The sequence below is a fragment of the Rheinheimera sp. SA_1 genome, assembly GCF_001669775.1.
Lineage (GTDB): Bacteria > Pseudomonadota > Gammaproteobacteria > Enterobacterales > Alteromonadaceae > Pararheinheimera.
The window spans coordinates 239,194-255,235 of sequence record NZ_LXWK01000016.1; the positions used below are offsets into that span (position 1 = coordinate 239,194).

Genomic DNA, 16,042 nt, shown 5'->3' on the forward strand with positions numbered 1-16,042 from the left:
GCTTTGCAGTCTTAAGGCATTCACTACATCAAACTAAGCAAAACAATAACAAACAAAAAGCCACCCGAAGGTGGCCAATATTCATCTGCTCCTGAGCTTGCAGGGCTTAGCGCGAACGACGACGTAGTAGCGGAAGCATCGTTAACAGCAACCAGCCAAAGCCAAGACTGCCACCCTGACGTTCGTATCCTTCTTCGACAACGCTGGAGCAGTTGTCAGGAGTACCATTTGCGACCGGGGTTAATTGCACCGCGACAGCCACCTCTTCCATGATAGCGTTACCAGCGGCGTCTTTAATAATGTCGCCTTTTACATCACGGGCTTCTGTCTTTTTGGTTGCGGTCGCGACAATGACATTTTTATCATTGATATCTTGCGCCGCAATCACGGTATAACCTGAGTTGCAGGGTAATAATTTATTGAGGTCATGGAAGCTGTCAGTTGTCAGATCGTACCAAAAGCCCACCTGCCGAATTGTCGAAGAGCCATCGGTATATGAGCTGGAGATCCCTACAACCTGATTGTTATTGTTAATGGCAGCCGGTACAACCGAAGCCGAGGCAAATAAATCTTTCGGGAAGGTGATTTTTTGCGTATTCATATCGTACACAAAAAACCGTTCCTGATCATAATTGACTCGTTTGACCGCTGAACCAACAATAATGTTTTTGTTGTTAATCGAGGTCGCACGAGAGCCTTCCCACTCTTTCACATCGAAAAAGGTTGTCAGTTCAGTACCTTGAAAGATCGTGGCCTGATATGCGGTGAAAACTTCATCACGGAAAGTTCTTGGGTTATAACGAATATCGGTACTGTCGGTATAAACTGACATCCCCACCACAACACCAGCGTCGTTTACATCATTGGGAACACTGGTATAAAGCACTGGTGCATAGTCGGTTCTGGTATGAGGTAAACCGGTTTTTTTGTCGCCTAAATATCCGTACTTAGTCGCTGGACCCGGCTTGCCGTTCGCATCCAGTGTCCAGACTAAACCAGCCATGTCGTAAGGCGCCGAGTTTACATTTGATATAAATTGATAGTAGCAAATCGCTTTTGGTTCAGTCGCGCCATTACAGGCGGTGTTGATTGATGTAGCTGTTGCTTCCGCCAGACTAACACTACCAGTTCCAACAACAATACCGCTATTGCTAATCGCCTTAGGAACTGAAATACCACCACCATATTGGGTGTAAATTGGCAACAATGGATAACGGCTACCGTTGTTCAGCACCATCCCCAGCACTGAACCGCTTTCCGGCACCCACAATTGTTTTGTTACCGGATTAGGTATAGCCTCAGTGGCTGCTGGCGTAAATGCCTGCTTTACAAAAGGTGCACTACCGTAACCAAGCATGGTTCCATTATCGGTAATATCAAGCAGGTATTCATAGTTGGTCTGCGGTGTTTTGGTTTCACGCAGTTTGATTTGTTGGCGAATGTCATAACGGATTGGAAAAGTACCGGCAAAACGCTGGACTGAATAGTCCGAAATATTGCTATTCAGATACAACAGCAGTGCCACTAGAGCTTTGGCATTGACGTTGCCTTTTTTAACTTCCTCAATCTCAGCAGCGCTTAAACTACCGGTAATGCTCGCATGAGCATAATTTACTGCGGCCAGATCAACCGGGTAGTTAAACTGACCGCTCACCGTGCCAACTGTTTGATTACTATTGTTAATACCGGCAGAAAAACTTGATTTGTAACCTTCAACAAGGCCAAGTTCTGCTACCTGATAGACTTCAGCCTGGCTCGCAAATACCGCTAATGCTGGTAACATTGCGAAAAAAATAGGCGTTAATTTCATTCAAATCCCCTACGACTGCTGGTTTAATGCTTCTAATTGTTCCCATCGCTCATATGCGTGCGCCAGCTTCGACTCAGTCTGCTGTAATTGGTTCAATGTAGCTTCGGTGGCATCGGCGTTCTGCCGGAAAAAATCTGGATTATTAACCTTTGCCTGCAACGCCGTCAGTTCGCCGTCCAGGGTTTCAATTAACGCGGGCAATAATTCCAGTTCACGTTTTTCTTTGTATGATAACTTCTTACCGCTCTGAGCTAAAGTCTGCACAGGCGTTTCTGTCGTTGGTTTTGTAATTAATTGTGCGTTTTCTACTGGTTTTTCGGCAGCAACAGCGGTAACCGACGGCTTTTGCGCCCTTTGTTGCTGCGAAGCAAGGTAACGTTGCTGATAGGCAATGACATCTTCATAGCCACCGGCAACCTCAATCACTTTACCTTCACCGGCAAACCATAACGAACTGGTCACGGTATTGTTCACAAATTCCCGGTCGTGGCTGACCAGAATGACCGTGCCCTGGTATTGCTCCAAAATGTCTTCCAGCAGCTCCAGCGTTTCGACGTCTAAATCGTTGGTCGGCTCATCGAGGATCAGCAAGTTGCTTGGTTTTGCGAATAAACGTGCCAGCAACAACCGATTTTTCTCGCCGCCTGATAGAGCCCGGACCGGCGTTCGGGCACGTGCTGGTGGAAACAGGAAGTCTTGCAGATAACTCAGCACATGGCGGCTCTGGCCATTTTGCATAATTTCCTGCCGACCTTCGGCCACGTTATCCTGAACTGTTTTATCTAAATCGAGCGCCATCCGGTGTTGGTCAAAATAAGCAACTTCAAGGTTGGTGCCGCGTTTGATCTCGCCGCTTTGCGCCTGATACTCATCCAGCAAAATTTTGATTAAACTGGATTTTCCAACACCGTTTGGCCCAATCAGCGCCACGCGGTCGCCGCGCATCAACAGCAAATCAAAATCAATCAGTACCGGCTTGCCATCAAAAGCCAAGTTTAAGTGTTTACCTTCAAACACCAATTTGCCGGATTTCGCCGCTTGCTCGATGGCAAAATCGACTTTACCCAGTTGCTCGACCCGGGCCGCGCGCTCTTTACGCAGCTCTTTCAGTGCCCTGACCCGTCCTTCGTTACGGGTACGGCGGGCTTTAATGCCCTGGCGGATCCAGACTTCTTCTTCGGCCAAGCGTTTATCAAACAGATGATTATGCTGCTGCTCAACTTCAATGGCTTTTTGTTTACGCTCGAGATACTCGGCGTAATTGCCCGGATGCGAAGTAAGAATACCTCGGTCTAAATCGATAATGCGGGTCGCCACAGCACGGATAAAGGCCCGGTCATGCGACACAAATATAATGGCGCCGGGAAAACTGATTAAAAACTGTTCCAGCCATTGAATGGCAGCTACATCTAAGTGGTTGGTTGGCTCATCCAATAACAGAATGTTTGGTTTGCCAACCAAAGCCCGCGCTAACGCTGCTTTACGTAACCAACCGCCCGACAACGAAGCAAGTGTTGCTTCCGGGTTCATTTCGAACTGTTCACACAGCTGAAGAATACGAGCTTCTAATTGCCAACCGTCACGGGCATCCAGTTCAGTTTGTAAATCACCAAACTCGTTCATCTGCGCATCGGTCGCATCATGCAGGTGATCAGACAGCTCATAAAAGTGCTGTAGCTTTTCAGCTAAATCGCCGGCACCTTCCCGGATAAAATCGGCAATTTTTACGTCAACCCGCGCTGGTGGATCTTGCTCCAGCCGGCTTAATAACACGTTGTTTTGTTTAACAATCTGACCATCATCTAAATTTTGCTGACCGGTCAGCAATTTCAGCATCGTTGATTTACCGGCGCCATTACGGCCGACCAGACAAACCCGCTCGCCGACAAACAAACTGAAATCGACTTTATCCAGCACCGGATTGGTACCAAAGGCTAAGCTAGCCTGTTGAAAACGTAATAATTCCACGCCTTACTTTCCTTGCAAACTGTGCTCGTTGATAAAGTCGCGAAGCGACTCTTGATCAAATGGCCAGTATAAATATTGAAAACCTGCACCCAGCACCGGAATGCTGGTGCGAAACTTGGCAAACGCCACCGGATCATCAACGATATCCAGTACGGTAAAAGACAACTGCTGCTGCGTCAGTAAACTTTGCGCTTCTTCACACAAATGGCAGCCCCAGGTGCTATACAAAACCAGTGGTGTTGCACTCATTCGGTCAGACTCGCGTCAGCTCAAAACAAACGTGAATATGCGGATTGCGTTTAAAGTCTTCCGGCAAACTGGCTGCCGAAATATCTTTGACCTGCCAGCCAGCTTGTTGCAGCGCTTCATAATCAAGCTTAAAGCGTCGTTTGTTGTTGGAAAAAATTACTTTGCCGCCGGCACTTACCAGTTTTGACAACATATTCAACAACTTGACGTGGTCGCGCTGCACATCCCAGGTGTCTTCCATCCGTTTTGAATTGGAAAAGGTCGGTGGGTCGACAAAAATCAAATCAAACTGATTTTTACAACCATGCAGCCAGTCGAGCACGTTTTCCTGCACGAACTGATATTGCTTGCCAGCCAGAGCGTTTAAATCAAAGTTACGGCGAGCCCAATCAAGGTAAGTATTCGACATATCGACCGTAGTTACCGAACGCGCACCACCAATAGCCGCATGCACAGACGCTGTGCCAGTGTAAGCAAACAGGTTCAGCACCGCTTTGCCTTTGCTTTGCTGTTGGATTGAATGACGAGTAATGCGATGATCCAAAAACAAACCGGTATCCAGATAATCGCGCAGATTCACCAAAAATTTCGCGCCGTATTCAGTCACTTCTTTGTACTGAGCGGCTTTGGCCAGCGCCTGATACTGATCTTTGCCTTTTTGCTTTTCGCGAACTTTCAGCACCATTTTATCGGTGTGAATACCCAGCACTTTCGGCACCAGATTGACGATATCAAATAAGCGTTTTTGTGCGATGGCTTCGTCGACATTGGAAGGCGCCGCATATTCATGCACTACCACTTCACCGTCATACCAGTCTATTGCCACGTTATATTCAGGAATATCCGCATCGTATAACCGATAGCAACTAAGCTGTTCGCGTTTGGCCCACTTCTCCAGTTGCTTTACGTTTTTCTTCAAGCGGTTGGCAAAAGAGTCACTTTCGGTAAAAAATAACGCCGGCGCCGAGGTCACGCTGACTTGTACTTGTTGTTCGGTCAAATCAAAAATGCTGAATTCACAATCCAGCGGACCGTTAGCAAATTTGTAGTTTTTCAGTTTAGAGAGCTTCAGTGCCCGCAGTAAATCGCCGTTCGACGTGATCACCGCCAGACGCCAACCCTGAAAATGTTGCTTTAAGCACAAAGAGAAATCGGCATACAGCGGAATAAGCGCCGGTAAATCGCCTAACCGCTCGCCATAAGGTGGGTTAGTGACGATCACACCATTGCTGATGCCTTCGATGGCCGTAAGCTCGGTGGCATCACCCTGCCTGAATTCAATCACGTCACTTAAACCAGCACGATTGGCATTTTGCTTGGCTTTATCCAGCGACCGTGCATCCAAATCAGAACCGATAAACCTTACACCGGCGGCCAGCGGCTTTCTGGCACCTAAGGCTTCAGCGCGTAATTGCTGTAATAACGAATTATCAAAATCAGCCATTTTTTCAAAGGCAAATTGCGGACGTTTTAACCCAGGGGCAATATTGCGGGCCATCAGCACCGCTTCAATTAATAAGGTGCCGCTACCACAAAATGGGTCAAACAGACTTTGGGTGTACTGCCAGCCAGAACGAATCAGCAGCGCTGCCGCCAGATGTTCTTTCAGCGGCGCTTCGCCCTGCTCTTTGCGATAACCGCGTTGATGCAAAGATGGGCCAGAAAAGTCTTGTACAAAATAGAAGTGGCTGCGTTCCATCCGCAGTTGAAACCGCACATCCGGATCCAGCCGGTCGACATTTGGCCGTTCGCCGGTTTTGTCGCGGAACTGGTCGACGATGGCGTCTTTAATCCGCATGGCGCCAAACTGAGTATTATCGATGGTTGGATGTTTACCGACACATTCCACTGCCAGGCTCTGATGCAACTGCATATGTTGCAGCCAGTCAATTTCGTTGGCAGCTTCATACACATCGGTGGTTGCGTCTACGGCAACAGCATGGATCTGACGCATAATCCGGGTGGCCAGCCTGGACCACAAACATAACCGATAAGCAGTGTCGAGTGTGGCGGTAAAACGCACCATCCCTAAACCCAACTTCACTACTTCGCCGCCATGTTGCTTAATCTCAATGGCTAACACTTCTTCAACCCCTTTCGAGGTTAAGGCCCAGAATTCCTGCATAGTCGCACCCTTTTCGCAAATTGGCCGGCATTATAGCAGAACCTAAAGCACGTACGCCGCGCGAATTTGCCTTGCTTAGCCAGATTTAACGCCCTGATTTTGCTAAATCAGCGCTTATTTAAGCAGATCGTAGATTAAAGCAGCAGTCAGTTGCGAAATCGCAATTAGTTGTGATTTGTTGCTTGCATCCCTCGCTTAAAAACCATAAGATGCGCCCCGCAATGACGGACGCGGGATGGAGCAGCCTGGTAGCTCGTCGGGCTCATAACCCGAAGGTCGTCGGTTCAAATCCGGCTCCCGCAACCAAATTGTGACTGACTTAGTTAGAAGGTCACGATAAAAACCATTGCAAAATAACAAGTTACACTCTCTGCTCAAGTGTAATTTTCGGACGCGGGATGGAGCAGCCTGGTAGCTCGTCGGGCTCATAACCCGAAGGTCGTCGGTTCAAATCCGGCTCCCGCAACCAACTTACTTAAAAGCCGACTTGATGTCGGTTTTTTTGTGTCTTAAATTCATGGTTATAAAGGTCGTCGGTTCACCCTTCACAAAAACCGGGCGGCTGCCGCAACCAACTTACTTAAAAGCCGACTGATGTCGGTTTTTTTGTATGTGAAATTCATGGTTATAAAGGTCGTCGGTTCACCCTTCACAAAAACCGGGCGGCTGCCGCAACCAACTTACTTAAAAGCCGACTGATGTCGGTTTTTTTGTGTCTGCAATTCAGTAAGAATCGAAATAAGCTTTTGGTCGTGAGCAGCAACTTCAGTTGTTGCGACTCGGCGCTATCGCCTGTTGAAAAATAGCTATCAGTGGCGCTAAATCAAGGTCCACTCCGGCGATGTTGGCATCAACCCATTCTTCTTGTGATATTTCAGGCCAGATCAAATCGTATCCCAAGGCGAACAGTAGTTCTTCAAAGAAAAAGCGTTGGGTTCTGCCATTACCGTCACGAAATGGGTGGATCAGATTTAATTCACAGAACATGTCCGCAACTTTTTCGACCAATTTTTCCTGCGATCCGATATCAGCTAACGACGGTAGTTGTTTGAACCATTTAATGGCCTCAGCTTCAACCCGGCTGCTGGTACAAAATCTGGTGGTACCTTTTGCCAGGTCGACATCACGTACTTGGCCAGCCCAACTGTAAAGGTCTTGAAATAAATGAATATGCAGGAACTGCAGGTGTTCAAAGGTAAAATCTGTCAGAGGTCGAACGGATGAAAGATAGGTTTGATAACGTACAGCAGTGAATTCAGCTTCGGCTTCTGCCAACAGGACTGCGTCGTGAATATTCAGCAGATTGACTAATATATCTGTGCCCGGGTAACAATATTTGTCCTGAGCGACGCCATATTTATCGGGCATACTGGCGTTTTAAATCGGCAATACTTTTGTGTTCGGTATTTTTTTTCAGCTCCAGACCTTCATAGGCCAGGCTGGTCCGGTAATTGTCCAGATTCGGCGTAAACCGGGCTTCATGGTCCAGTGATTTGTTCGGTGATTTCATCGCAGATGTTGTCATTTGTTTCCTCCGCACAAGCTTGCCAAGTATAGCGTTGAAATCTTTGAGCGTCACCTATCCCCTGCATCATTGAAGATTCGGGGTTGTTGGCCGCCTTCACTCACCCCAGTCACATAGAACAGCTATGCTCCTGGAGATTCGTTCAGTTGCCGCCTACCCGAATCTTCAATGATTCTGGGTATAGATCAACCCCCTGTTCCAGGCTCAACCAAAAACCAGGTTTGGCCGGGAACAAGGTGACAACTGTCTAAATCACACAAATGACTTATTAACGTTTACCACGACCGCCACTGTTGCTCGATCCGGCATTTTTCATCGCATTGGTTTTTTTCAGATGCACATTTTTTGGGGCAGCGTTAGCGGCAGTACCTGTATCTGCTGGTTTTGCGCGACGTGGCTTACCCTTTGGCTGTGGCTGACCTGAACTGTCCAAATCAATAAAGGTTTCACTGGCTTTGTTCGAACGACCCGACAATACCTTACGGGAAATACTTTTCAGCAACGACACCCGGTTACTGACTTCAAAACCTGGTGTGATGATGCGTTCGATTTTGCCACCAATTAACTTTTGAATACGTTCTAATGTCTGCTCTTCTTCACGGCTGACAAAAGAAATGGCGTTACCGGTGGCACCAGCGCGACCGGTACGGCCGATACGGTGCACGTAATCTTCAGGTAAATATGGCAAATTAAAGTTCACCACGTAATCCAGTCCCTGAATATCCAAACCACGGGCTGCGACTTCGGTGGCGATTAACACTTGCAGTTTGGCGGACTTAAATTCAGCAATAGCGCGGCGACGAGCGCCCTGGCTTTTATCACCATGACAGACAGCGGCATTAATTTTACGCTGTTGCAATCCTGCCAATAACTGATCGGCTTGCTCTTTGGTACTGGTAAAGACCAGCACCTGAAACCAGTTTTTCTCTGCCAGTAACTTTTCAAATAATTCGATTTTGCGGGTTTCTTCGACCGGATAAACCACATGGTTCACGGTATCTGCGGTGCTATTGACCTTGGCGACTCGGATTTGCTGGTGGTTTTTCAGAATTTTATGTGACAGTTCGTTCACTGCTGGCGACGTCGTTGCCGAAAACAACAAGGTCTGCCGTGAGTTCGAGGTCATTTGCAGTAACTTCAACACGTCGGCGCTAAAGCCCATATCGAGCATCCGGTCCGCTTCGTCCAGTACCACATATTCAACATCACTTAAAATGACATTGCCAAGCGCCATATGCTCCAGCAACCGGCCTGGCGTGCTGATCACAATATCAACACCAGCGGTTAATTTGTTGGCCTGGCCACCCATTTTCACACCGCCATATAAAGCAGTGGCCTTGATGTCCACAAATTGCGCATAACCGGCAACGGCTTCGGAAATTTGCTCGGCTAACTCACGGGTTGGGGTCAGGATTAAAGTGCGTGGGCGGCGCTCGACCCTTGGCGCTGGTTTATCCAGCATCCGTTGTAACAAAGGAATGGTAAAAGCCGCAGTTTTACCGGTACCGGTTTGGGCAGTTACTTGTAAATCTTTACCGCGTCGGGCCGGCACGATTGCCTGTTCCTGAACCGGAGTCATAGTGCTGTAGCCACAAGCGACCAGCGCTCGTAATAAGTCTGGTGCTAAATCTAAAGACGAAAATTGCATAAGAGTTCCTCTGTAGATTTGCTACAGTCAAAAAATAAGGGGCGGAATATACAGTATTTTGGCAGCAGAAGGGAGAAATGCTTGTGATTGTGTGAATTTCAGGCAGCTTTTACATCAAAATTTACATCAAAAGGCGGTTTCTGCAATGAAATGCTTACCCCTAAGGATAAGCATCCTGACTTTTATTGCTTAAGCGTCGTCACCGTCTGCTGCATATGGTTTTGGCTGATGCTGGCAGGCTCTGGCCAGAATTTCGACATAACACTGTGGTTGTTCTTGCTCGATGGCGGCATCAAGATGTTTATTGATTTCAGAAGTAAAGATTTTTACCGCTAATTCTTCTGAGGCGCCAAAGCGACAATCGAATGTCCAGTAATCCGCACCTGCTGGTAGCGGCTTGCGACGCTCTCTATTTAAGTACTTTTTAATATCGTACTTAATGGCGTCCGCCAAACGCGCAGGTTTCAGTTTCGGGTGAGTTAAAGCGATTGTCTTTTTCATCAAAATTCCAACAGATATCTATTCATGGGGAAAGCTGGTTGAGCTTTTAAAAGCGCATTCTACAGATTTACGCCCAAGATAGCCGCGAATATCTTCGGTTAGCGCCTTTTTTGTTGCAACAACCAGTCAAATAAATCAGATCCGGCGTAAATTTGCCGCCAGGCGTCGTGCTCTGCCTGCTCCAATACGCTAAAACGCACATTGGTATGGCCAAGTTGGCGCAGGGTTTCGATACCCGGATAAAAATAGTCTTTGTTGATCGCGGAATCGCGTCCGGCGGCAAAGACCCATAACGGCGTTTTTGCTTTGGCAATCGGTGGCATCAGGTCCGGATGCCCCCAACCCACCACCGGCGCCACTGCGGCAAATAAATCCGGGTGTTTGCTGGCCAGATACCAACTTCCAAAACCACCATAACTAATCCCCGATAGATACAACCTGCTCTTGTCTACCCGATATTGCTGTTGGACTGTGCTGAGCATGGCCAGTAAATCCTGCTCCGCCCGCTCCCAACCATCGGGTAACAAGGCTGGTACTTTACTCATATCGACAACAGGACTGGCCGGTCGGATTGGTTGTACTGACTCTGACATCTGCGGCCGCGGCGGCACGCCTTGACTTAATCGTTGCGGGATTGCTGATTTTTGTCTTGCGGCGATATAAGGCACACTCCCCATCTGAAACATATGCAGTTGCGGCACCAAAATAATAAACGGCAAATCGCGTTTTTGGATCCAGGCTTCATACAAAGGCCCGTGGATTAAAGTGTAATCCAGCTCATCCAGGCCATTACCGCGCTCACCATTGCCATGTAAAAACAGCAGTAGCGGCCACTGTTGCTGTGGCTTTTCGGCGTAGCCTTTTGGCAGATAAACCAGAAATTGGCGCTTGCTTTGATCAATCTGACTTTGATAATTCAACCTCAGTAATTGCGCTGCACCCGTGTTAGCCGCCGCGGTACTAGCCATGGCCAACAGACACCCCCCAAAGCACCACGCCGTAGCCATATTGGCTATAATCGAGCTACCAGACTTCAGTGACCAAGTCATCTCACGCTTTCCCCGTCGACAAAAATTCGTCTGTACAGACGTTGTATGATGACGTTACAGAAATTCCCGATCATTGAAAAGCTTATTTATTTTTATCTGAATTTATTGAATGAGAGTCAGTGAACGACGTAAATTTGGCAATGAACAACCAAACTTGGCATCAACAATTTGTCAAAATTTGGCGCAGTGAAGTCAATCGTTTTAACATCATTTGCGGCGATAAAAGTAGTATTTAAGTTAGGCAACATGTTTGCACTGTGTAACTTCTATATTGCAGCTCTGGGTCTACCACCAGTGGTTGGCATTAACAATGCCTTGTGCTGTTGTTACTTGGCTTACAACGTCGTCGTCAGGTCTAGCTTACATACCCGCTGATTTTTAAAAGAACCGTCTGTCAGTTCAACGCTAACAGACGGTTTTTTGTTGGTTGAAACAACGCGGATCGACATAACAATTTAAACTTAAGTCTTTCTTAAGGATTGCCCTTTAGTCTGCTAGCTCCGATGTTTTATAAGAGCTGAAGATCTGCAATGGCTGTTCCTGTTTCGCTACCGGCATTCTTGCCCATGCTGTTGCCTGTCGCGGCAAATTTCCGACGCTTGCTGGCGCCATACCAGATTTTTGGGCAGTTTTTGGCATTTGCGCTGCTGCTGTTGACTGTTAGTCGACTGGGATTAATGCTGTGGCAAGCTGATCGGGTGCAGCTGACTGGCCAGTTTGGCTGGTTATTGCTGCAAGGGGTTCGTGCTGATTTAATGTTGCTGGGCTTGCTACTGATCATCCCGTTATTGTTGTTACCGCTGGCAGCTTTGCCGAGATGTTATCAGCGCTGGTTGCGGTTTAGTTATCTCTGGTGTCTGGCAATGTTAAGCCTGATTATTTTTATTGAGCTATCGACACCCGCTTTTATCGCGCAATACGATATTCGCCCAAACCGCTTGTATCTGGAATATCTGAAATACCCAAAAGAAGTTTTTGCTACCTTATGGCATGGCTTCCGTGTGTCATTGTTGACAGGTGTCACGTTAACCGCCGTGCTGATTTGGGGGGCGACACGACTGCTGAGAAAACCCGCACAGCAGCCACAGCGCCCTGAACTGCTGTGGTTAAGCTGGCCATTGGCGCTGCTGCTGGTTTTGATGGCCATTCGATCGACCACCGATCATCGCCCGGCCAATCCGTCTACTTTTGCCATCACTGCCGACGCACTGGTTAATTCGCTGGTGATTAACTCCCCATATTCGGTGTTATATGCGGCTTACAGCATGCGCCATGAAGCCCGCTCCAGCGATATCTACGGCAAGCTGGAGCCGTCCGTGATGCTCAAAGCTGCGCTCGATTGGCCCTGGCTGCAAGGTTATCAGTTTAAGAATGCGGCTTATCCGACCTTACATCAGCAAACAGCGACGGCGCCGCGGACTAAACCGCTGAATCTGGTGATTATTCTGCAAGAAAGCATGGGTGCTACTTTTGTTGAGTCTTTAGGTGGTGTTGGCGTTACGCCAGAATTGGAGCGATTAAAAGCACAAGGTATTTGGTTTGAACAGTTGTACGCCACCGGTACACGTTCGGTACGGGGGATTGAAGCTGTTGTCGCTGGCTTTATGCCAACACCGGCACAAAGTGTGGTCAAGCTGTCAAACAGCCAACAGAACTTCGCCACCATCGCCAGTATTTTGCAGCAACAGGGCTATCACACCCAGTTTGTCTATGGCGGCGAAGCGCATTTTGACAATATGCGAGGCTTTTTTTCGGCCAATGGCTTTTCGCAGATGGTTGACCAAAACGACATGTCAAATGCGCAATTTGTTGGTAGTTGGGGTGCCAGTGACGAAGATGTGTTTGATAATGCTCATCAGCAACTACTGCAACTGCATCAACAACAGCAACCATTTTTCAGCCTGATATTCACCTCTAGCAACCACGAACCTTTTGAATTTCCGGACGGCAAGATCAGCTTGCATGAACAACCGAAAAATACCGTTAATAATGCAGTGAAATACGCCGATTGGGCGATGGCGAAATTTATCCGCCAGGCCCAGCAAAGCGCGTATTGGCAGGATACTTTGTTTTTGATTGTCGCCGATCATGACAATCGGGTGTACGGCAGCAATCTGATCCCAGTCGAAAAATTCCAAATTCCTGGCTTAATTTTGGGGGGCTCAGTCAAACCTGGCGTGATCAGTACCCTCAGCAGTCAAATTGATTTGGCGCCGACCTTACTGTCGATGCTTGGCGTGTCAGCCTGTCACCCACTGTTGGGACGTGATCTGACGTTAGACCACACCAGTCTGGGTCGGGCGTTCTTACAGTTTGATAATTACTTTGCGCTGATGGAGCAAGACAAGCTAACGATTCTGAAGCCGGATCACACTGCAGTGTTGGCGCATTATGACCAAAAACTTAAAAAGCTGTCGTTAAGCGATCAACCGGTCAGCGCAGCACAATATCAAAAAGCCCTGGCCCAAGTGCAATTACCTTCTTATTTGTATCGCGAACGTAAATACCCCGCCAATGCGCAATGCGATGTTGTCGCAGCTACAGCCACAACAAAAGTACCAACGCCCGCCAAATAGACTTGAATGAGCAGGTTTTTCCGCTAAAAACATGCTCATTTTCCCTTCAAAAACCGTTACTTAAGTTTACCTTAAGCCTTCAGAGGTACGCTGTTTCTATTCAGGAAAATCGCTGCGGGAACCGATGATGCCCCCCAATTTTGACCAGCAACAGCATTGGCAAACAACAGTGTTAGCGCCACTTGCCCTATTAAGTCTGGCGTTTGTGCTCGCTTACGGTGCTGGCTTTGATCAGGTTTTGGCCAGTTGGTTGTACCAGTTGCAAGGCGGGCAATGGCAGTTCAAACAGCACTGGCTCACAGAAAGATTATTGCATCAGGCGGTACGACAGCTCAATCAGCTGGTTGTGCTGATCTTGCTGCTGTATTGGTTAAGTCAGGTCATCGCGGGCAAACGCTCAGGAACCCAATATGCTTTGGGACTGTTGTTGCTTAATCTGGCGCTAAGTTTCACCAGCATCACCGTGCTGAAGAAATTGATCCCGATGGAATGCCCATGGGATTTGCAGCAATTTGGCGGCAATCTACCTTTTATTGGTTTATTCAGTGAACGCCCGGCGTCGATGGTACCTAACCAGTGTTTTCCGGCCGGCCATGCCAGTATTGGTTACAGCTGGCTGGCCATTTATTACTTTTTGCTGGTCGCTCGCCCTTCTATAGCAAAACTTGGCTTGTGGTGTAGTGTCGGCCTTGGGCTACTGCTGGGCTTCACCCAACAATTACGTGGTGCTCATTTTATTTCGCACGATATAGCAACAGCAGCTATTTGCTGGTTGATTGTAAGTTTGAATGTGCGCTGGTTTTACCGGCAAGATCCGCAACATTTTCATGCGGATTGTGACGCACCTTCATTATCGCCAACATCATATTCTCACCTTCCGGCGCTCAGTGCCGTCAGCAAAAAACCGTTTCCACAGGAGTCCGCAGATGTCTGAAATCATTGCACAGCCATTTTTTTCCATTCAAACTTTGCGTGATGTACGAAGGCCGCGGCTGTCATTACACCCGCTGCTGTTTTCGCTTGTAGCGGCACTGTGGTTGAGTGTCAGTGTTAATCTGCCGTTTTTGCAGCAATTACAGCAAAAAATCCCCGGCCAAATTAGCTTACAAGTCAGTGTGCTGGCCTTGCTGTTTTTACTCAACTGGCTGTTGTTGCTTTTGTTTAGCTTTAAAGTCAGTCAAAAGCCTGCGCTGTTGCTGCTCTGTTTTCTGGGAGCGGTCAGCCATTATTTTATCACCCGTTTTGGCATTGTGATTGACCGGGACATGCTCCAAAATGCCGTTGAAACGGACGTTGCCGAAGCCAGCGCCATGTTGACCAGTGGCTTGCTGTGGTCGGTTACTTTGTTAATGGCATTACCGCTATTGGCTTGTCGCTGGATCAGCACACCCTATCCCAAGCTGTGGCGTTATACCGGCCAATGGCTGCTGCTGACGGTTGCTGTGATCAGTGCCATTGTTAGTTTAGCGGCCGTCAATCGTGCCGAATTCACCACCTTTTTTCGAAATTTCAAAGAAGTAAAACAGTATGCTCTGCCATTGAGCCCGTTGGTCGCCGGTATTTCCTGGTCAAAAGCCTTTGCTGCCGAACAATTTCCAACAGCGTTTTTAATGCAGGGCCAGGACGCCACCCAGCCTTTTGCTGTTCGCACTGAAAAACCACGGCTTATAGTACTGGTGCTGGGCGAAACTGCTCGCGCTGCGCAGTTTTCACTGAATGGTTATTCACGACAAACCAATCCAGAGCTAAGTAAGTTACCTGTGGTGAGTTTCCACAACGTTAGTTCGTGCGGAACGGCAACAGCACACTCAGTGCCTTGTATGTTTTCAAATATGGGTCGCGAGCTTTATGAGGAAAAAGTCGCCAAAAATAGCAGCAATGTACTCGATATTCTGCAATACGCTGCCATCAATGTGAGCTGGCTGGATAATAATTCAGGCTGTAAAGGGGTCTGTGCGAGAGTTGATACTCAGCTGTTATTCGAACACCAACAAAATCCATTATGCAAAGAGGGTCAATGCCACGACGAAGTATTGTTGCAGGCTCTGGAACAGGAACTGGCAAAACCCATCAGCGGCGACCGCCTCATTGTATTGCATCAGCTCGGCAGTCACGGACCTGAGTACTTTAAACGTAGCTTGCCAGCGCAAAAGCAATTCAAGCCTGAGTGCACGGATAAACAACTACAAAACTGCTCCCAGAGCAATGTGGTTAATGCCTATGACAATAGTATCCTCGCCACCGACCAATTACTTGCTGCAGTAATCAGGCGTTTAGCTCAACAAACCGACAGCGTTCCGGCCATGTTGTATCTGTCAGATCACGGCGAATCACTGGGCGAAAACGGCGTTTATCTGCATGGCATGCCTTATTGGATGGCGCCGGCCACCCAAACTAAGGTGCCGATGATTTGGTGGATGTCCGATCAATTTTCAATGTCGCAGCAGCTTTCAAAAACCTGTCTGCCGCTACAAGCCAATAAAGAGCTGAGCCACGACCATTTATTCCATAGCTTGCTCGGTCTGTTTAAAGTCCGCACCACGCTTTATCGCCCTGAGCTTGATTTCCTGCGACCTTGCATGAATTCATAG

General features: G+C 47.9%; 12 protein-coding genes and 2 tRNA genes. 5 read left to right on the forward strand and 9 right to left on the reverse strand.

What is annotated here, in order from left to right; all coding sequences use genetic code 11:
• Positions 1–106 precede the first annotated feature (106 nt).
• The 4 genes from A5320_RS13130 to rlmKL are packed head-to-tail and all read right to left on the reverse strand — an operon-like array spanning position 107 to position 6,152.
• Positions 107–1,810, reverse strand: a complete 1,704-nt coding sequence (locus A5320_RS13130; RefSeq protein WP_068065522.1) for a DUF3466 family protein — start codon at positions 1,808–1,810, stop codon at positions 107–109.
• A 9-nt stretch (positions 1,811–1,819) separates the two neighbouring features.
• Positions 1,820–3,778 (reverse strand): ATP-binding cassette ATPase Uup, encoded by a 1,959-nt coding sequence (gene uup, locus A5320_RS13135; RefSeq protein WP_068065523.1) that lies wholly within the window; start codon positions 3,776–3,778, stop codon positions 1,820–1,822.
• A 3-nt stretch (positions 3,779–3,781) separates the two neighbouring features.
• A complete protein-coding gene (locus tag A5320_RS13140) occupies positions 3,782–4,027 on the reverse strand; it encodes a glutaredoxin family protein (protein ID WP_068065524.1) in 246 nt (81 codons plus the stop codon).
• A 4-nt stretch (positions 4,028–4,031) separates the two neighbouring features.
• A complete protein-coding gene (gene rlmKL / locus A5320_RS13145) occupies positions 4,032–6,152 on the reverse strand; it encodes a bifunctional 23S rRNA (guanine(2069)-N(7))-methyltransferase RlmK/23S rRNA (guanine(2445)-N(2))-methyltransferase RlmL (RefSeq protein WP_068065525.1) in 2,121 nt (706 codons plus the stop codon).
• A 229-nt stretch (positions 6,153–6,381) separates the two neighbouring features.
• Here rlmKL and A5320_RS13150 point away from each other — a divergent pair.
• Positions 6,382–6,458: transfer RNA gene (locus tag A5320_RS13150), tRNA-Met, on the forward strand.
• A gap of 86 nt (positions 6,459–6,544) precedes the next feature.
• Positions 6,545–6,621 (forward strand) — tRNA-Met (locus tag A5320_RS13155).
• A 296-nt stretch (positions 6,622–6,917) separates the two neighbouring features.
• On the opposite strand, the gene A5320_RS13160 is transcribed toward A5320_RS13155, so the two are convergent.
• The 5 genes from A5320_RS13160 to A5320_RS13175 all read right to left on the reverse strand — a co-directional run bounded on the left by A5320_RS13160 (position 6,918) and on the right by A5320_RS13175 (position 10,794).
• The gene (locus A5320_RS13160; protein ID WP_068065526.1) at positions 6,918–7,520 is read right to left on the reverse strand and encodes a Fic/DOC family protein; all 603 of its coding nucleotides are present in this window, start codon (positions 7,518–7,520) and stop codon (positions 6,918–6,920) included.
• The gene (locus tag A5320_RS22160) at positions 7,510–7,677 is read right to left on the reverse strand and encodes a hypothetical protein (RefSeq protein ID WP_197490151.1); all 168 of its coding nucleotides are present in this window, start codon (positions 7,675–7,677) and stop codon (positions 7,510–7,512) included. Before A5320_RS22160 ends, A5320_RS13160 begins: the two co-directional genes overlap by 11 nt.
• A 268-nt stretch (positions 7,678–7,945) precedes the next feature.
• Positions 7,946–9,325, reverse strand: a complete 1,380-nt coding sequence (locus tag A5320_RS13165; RefSeq protein WP_082971757.1) for a DEAD/DEAH box helicase — start codon at positions 9,323–9,325, stop codon at positions 7,946–7,948.
• 189 nt (positions 9,326–9,514) lie between these two features.
• Positions 9,515–9,826 (reverse strand): DUF6172 family protein, encoded by a 312-nt coding sequence (locus A5320_RS13170; RefSeq protein ID WP_068065528.1) that lies wholly within the window; start codon positions 9,824–9,826, stop codon positions 9,515–9,517.
• 98 nt (positions 9,827–9,924) lie between these two features.
• The gene (locus tag A5320_RS13175; RefSeq protein WP_197490111.1) at positions 9,925–10,794 is read right to left on the reverse strand and encodes an alpha/beta hydrolase-fold protein; all 870 of its coding nucleotides are present in this window, start codon (positions 10,792–10,794) and stop codon (positions 9,925–9,927) included.
• A 611-nt stretch (positions 10,795–11,405) separates the two neighbouring features.
• Between A5320_RS13175 and A5320_RS13180 the strand changes: the two genes are divergently transcribed.
• From A5320_RS13180 to A5320_RS13190, 3 genes are all read left to right on the forward strand, one after another.
• A complete protein-coding gene (locus A5320_RS13180) occupies positions 11,406–13,451 on the forward strand; it encodes an LTA synthase family protein (RefSeq protein WP_231916727.1) in 2,046 nt (681 codons plus the stop codon).
• A 127-nt stretch (positions 13,452–13,578) separates the two neighbouring features.
• Positions 13,579–14,385, forward strand: a complete 807-nt coding sequence (locus A5320_RS13185) for a phosphatase PAP2 family protein (protein ID WP_197490112.1) — start codon at positions 13,579–13,581, stop codon at positions 14,383–14,385.
• Positions 14,378–16,042: a phosphoethanolamine transferase gene (locus A5320_RS13190; protein WP_068065532.1), complete on the forward strand. Its 1,665-nt coding sequence runs from the start codon at positions 14,378–14,380 to the stop codon at positions 16,040–16,042. Before A5320_RS13185 ends, A5320_RS13190 begins: the two co-directional genes overlap by 8 nt.

Excerpts from the sequence above, each read along its gene's own strand:
- A5320_RS13130 (WP_068065522.1), bottom strand. The coding sequence starts at position 1,810 with ATGAAATTAACGCCTATTTTTTTCGCAATGTTACCAGCATTAGCGGTA.
- A5320_RS13140 (WP_068065524.1), bottom strand. The coding sequence starts at position 4,027 with ATGAGTGCAACACCACTGGTTTTGTATAGCACCTGGGGCTGCCATTTG.
- rlmKL (WP_068065525.1), bottom strand. The coding sequence starts at position 6,152 with ATGCAGGAATTCTGGGCCTTAACCTCGAAAGGGGTTGAAGAAGTGTTA.
- A5320_RS13160 (WP_068065526.1), bottom strand. The coding sequence starts at position 7,520 with ATGCCCGATAAATATGGCGTCGCTCAGGACAAATATTGTTACCCGGGC.
- A5320_RS22160 (WP_197490151.1), bottom strand. The coding sequence starts at position 7,677 with ATGACAACATCTGCGATGAAATCACCGAACAAATCACTGGACCATGAA.
- A5320_RS13165 (WP_082971757.1), bottom strand. The coding sequence starts at position 9,325 with ATGCAATTTTCGTCTTTAGATTTAGCACCAGACTTATTACGAGCGCTG.
- A5320_RS13170 (WP_068065528.1), bottom strand. The coding sequence starts at position 9,826 with ATGAAAAAGACAATCGCTTTAACTCACCCGAAACTGAAACCTGCGCGT.
- A5320_RS13175 (WP_197490111.1), bottom strand. The coding sequence starts at position 10,794 with ATGGCTAGTACCGCGGCGGCTAACACGGGTGCAGCGCAATTACTGAGG.
- A5320_RS13180 (WP_231916727.1), top strand. The coding sequence starts at position 11,406 with ATGGCTGTTCCTGTTTCGCTACCGGCATTCTTGCCCATGCTGTTGCCT.
- A5320_RS13185 (WP_197490112.1), top strand. The coding sequence starts at position 13,579 with ATGCCCCCCAATTTTGACCAGCAACAGCATTGGCAAACAACAGTGTTA.
- A5320_RS13190 (WP_068065532.1), top strand. The coding sequence starts at position 14,378 with ATGTCTGAAATCATTGCACAGCCATTTTTTTCCATTCAAACTTTGCGT.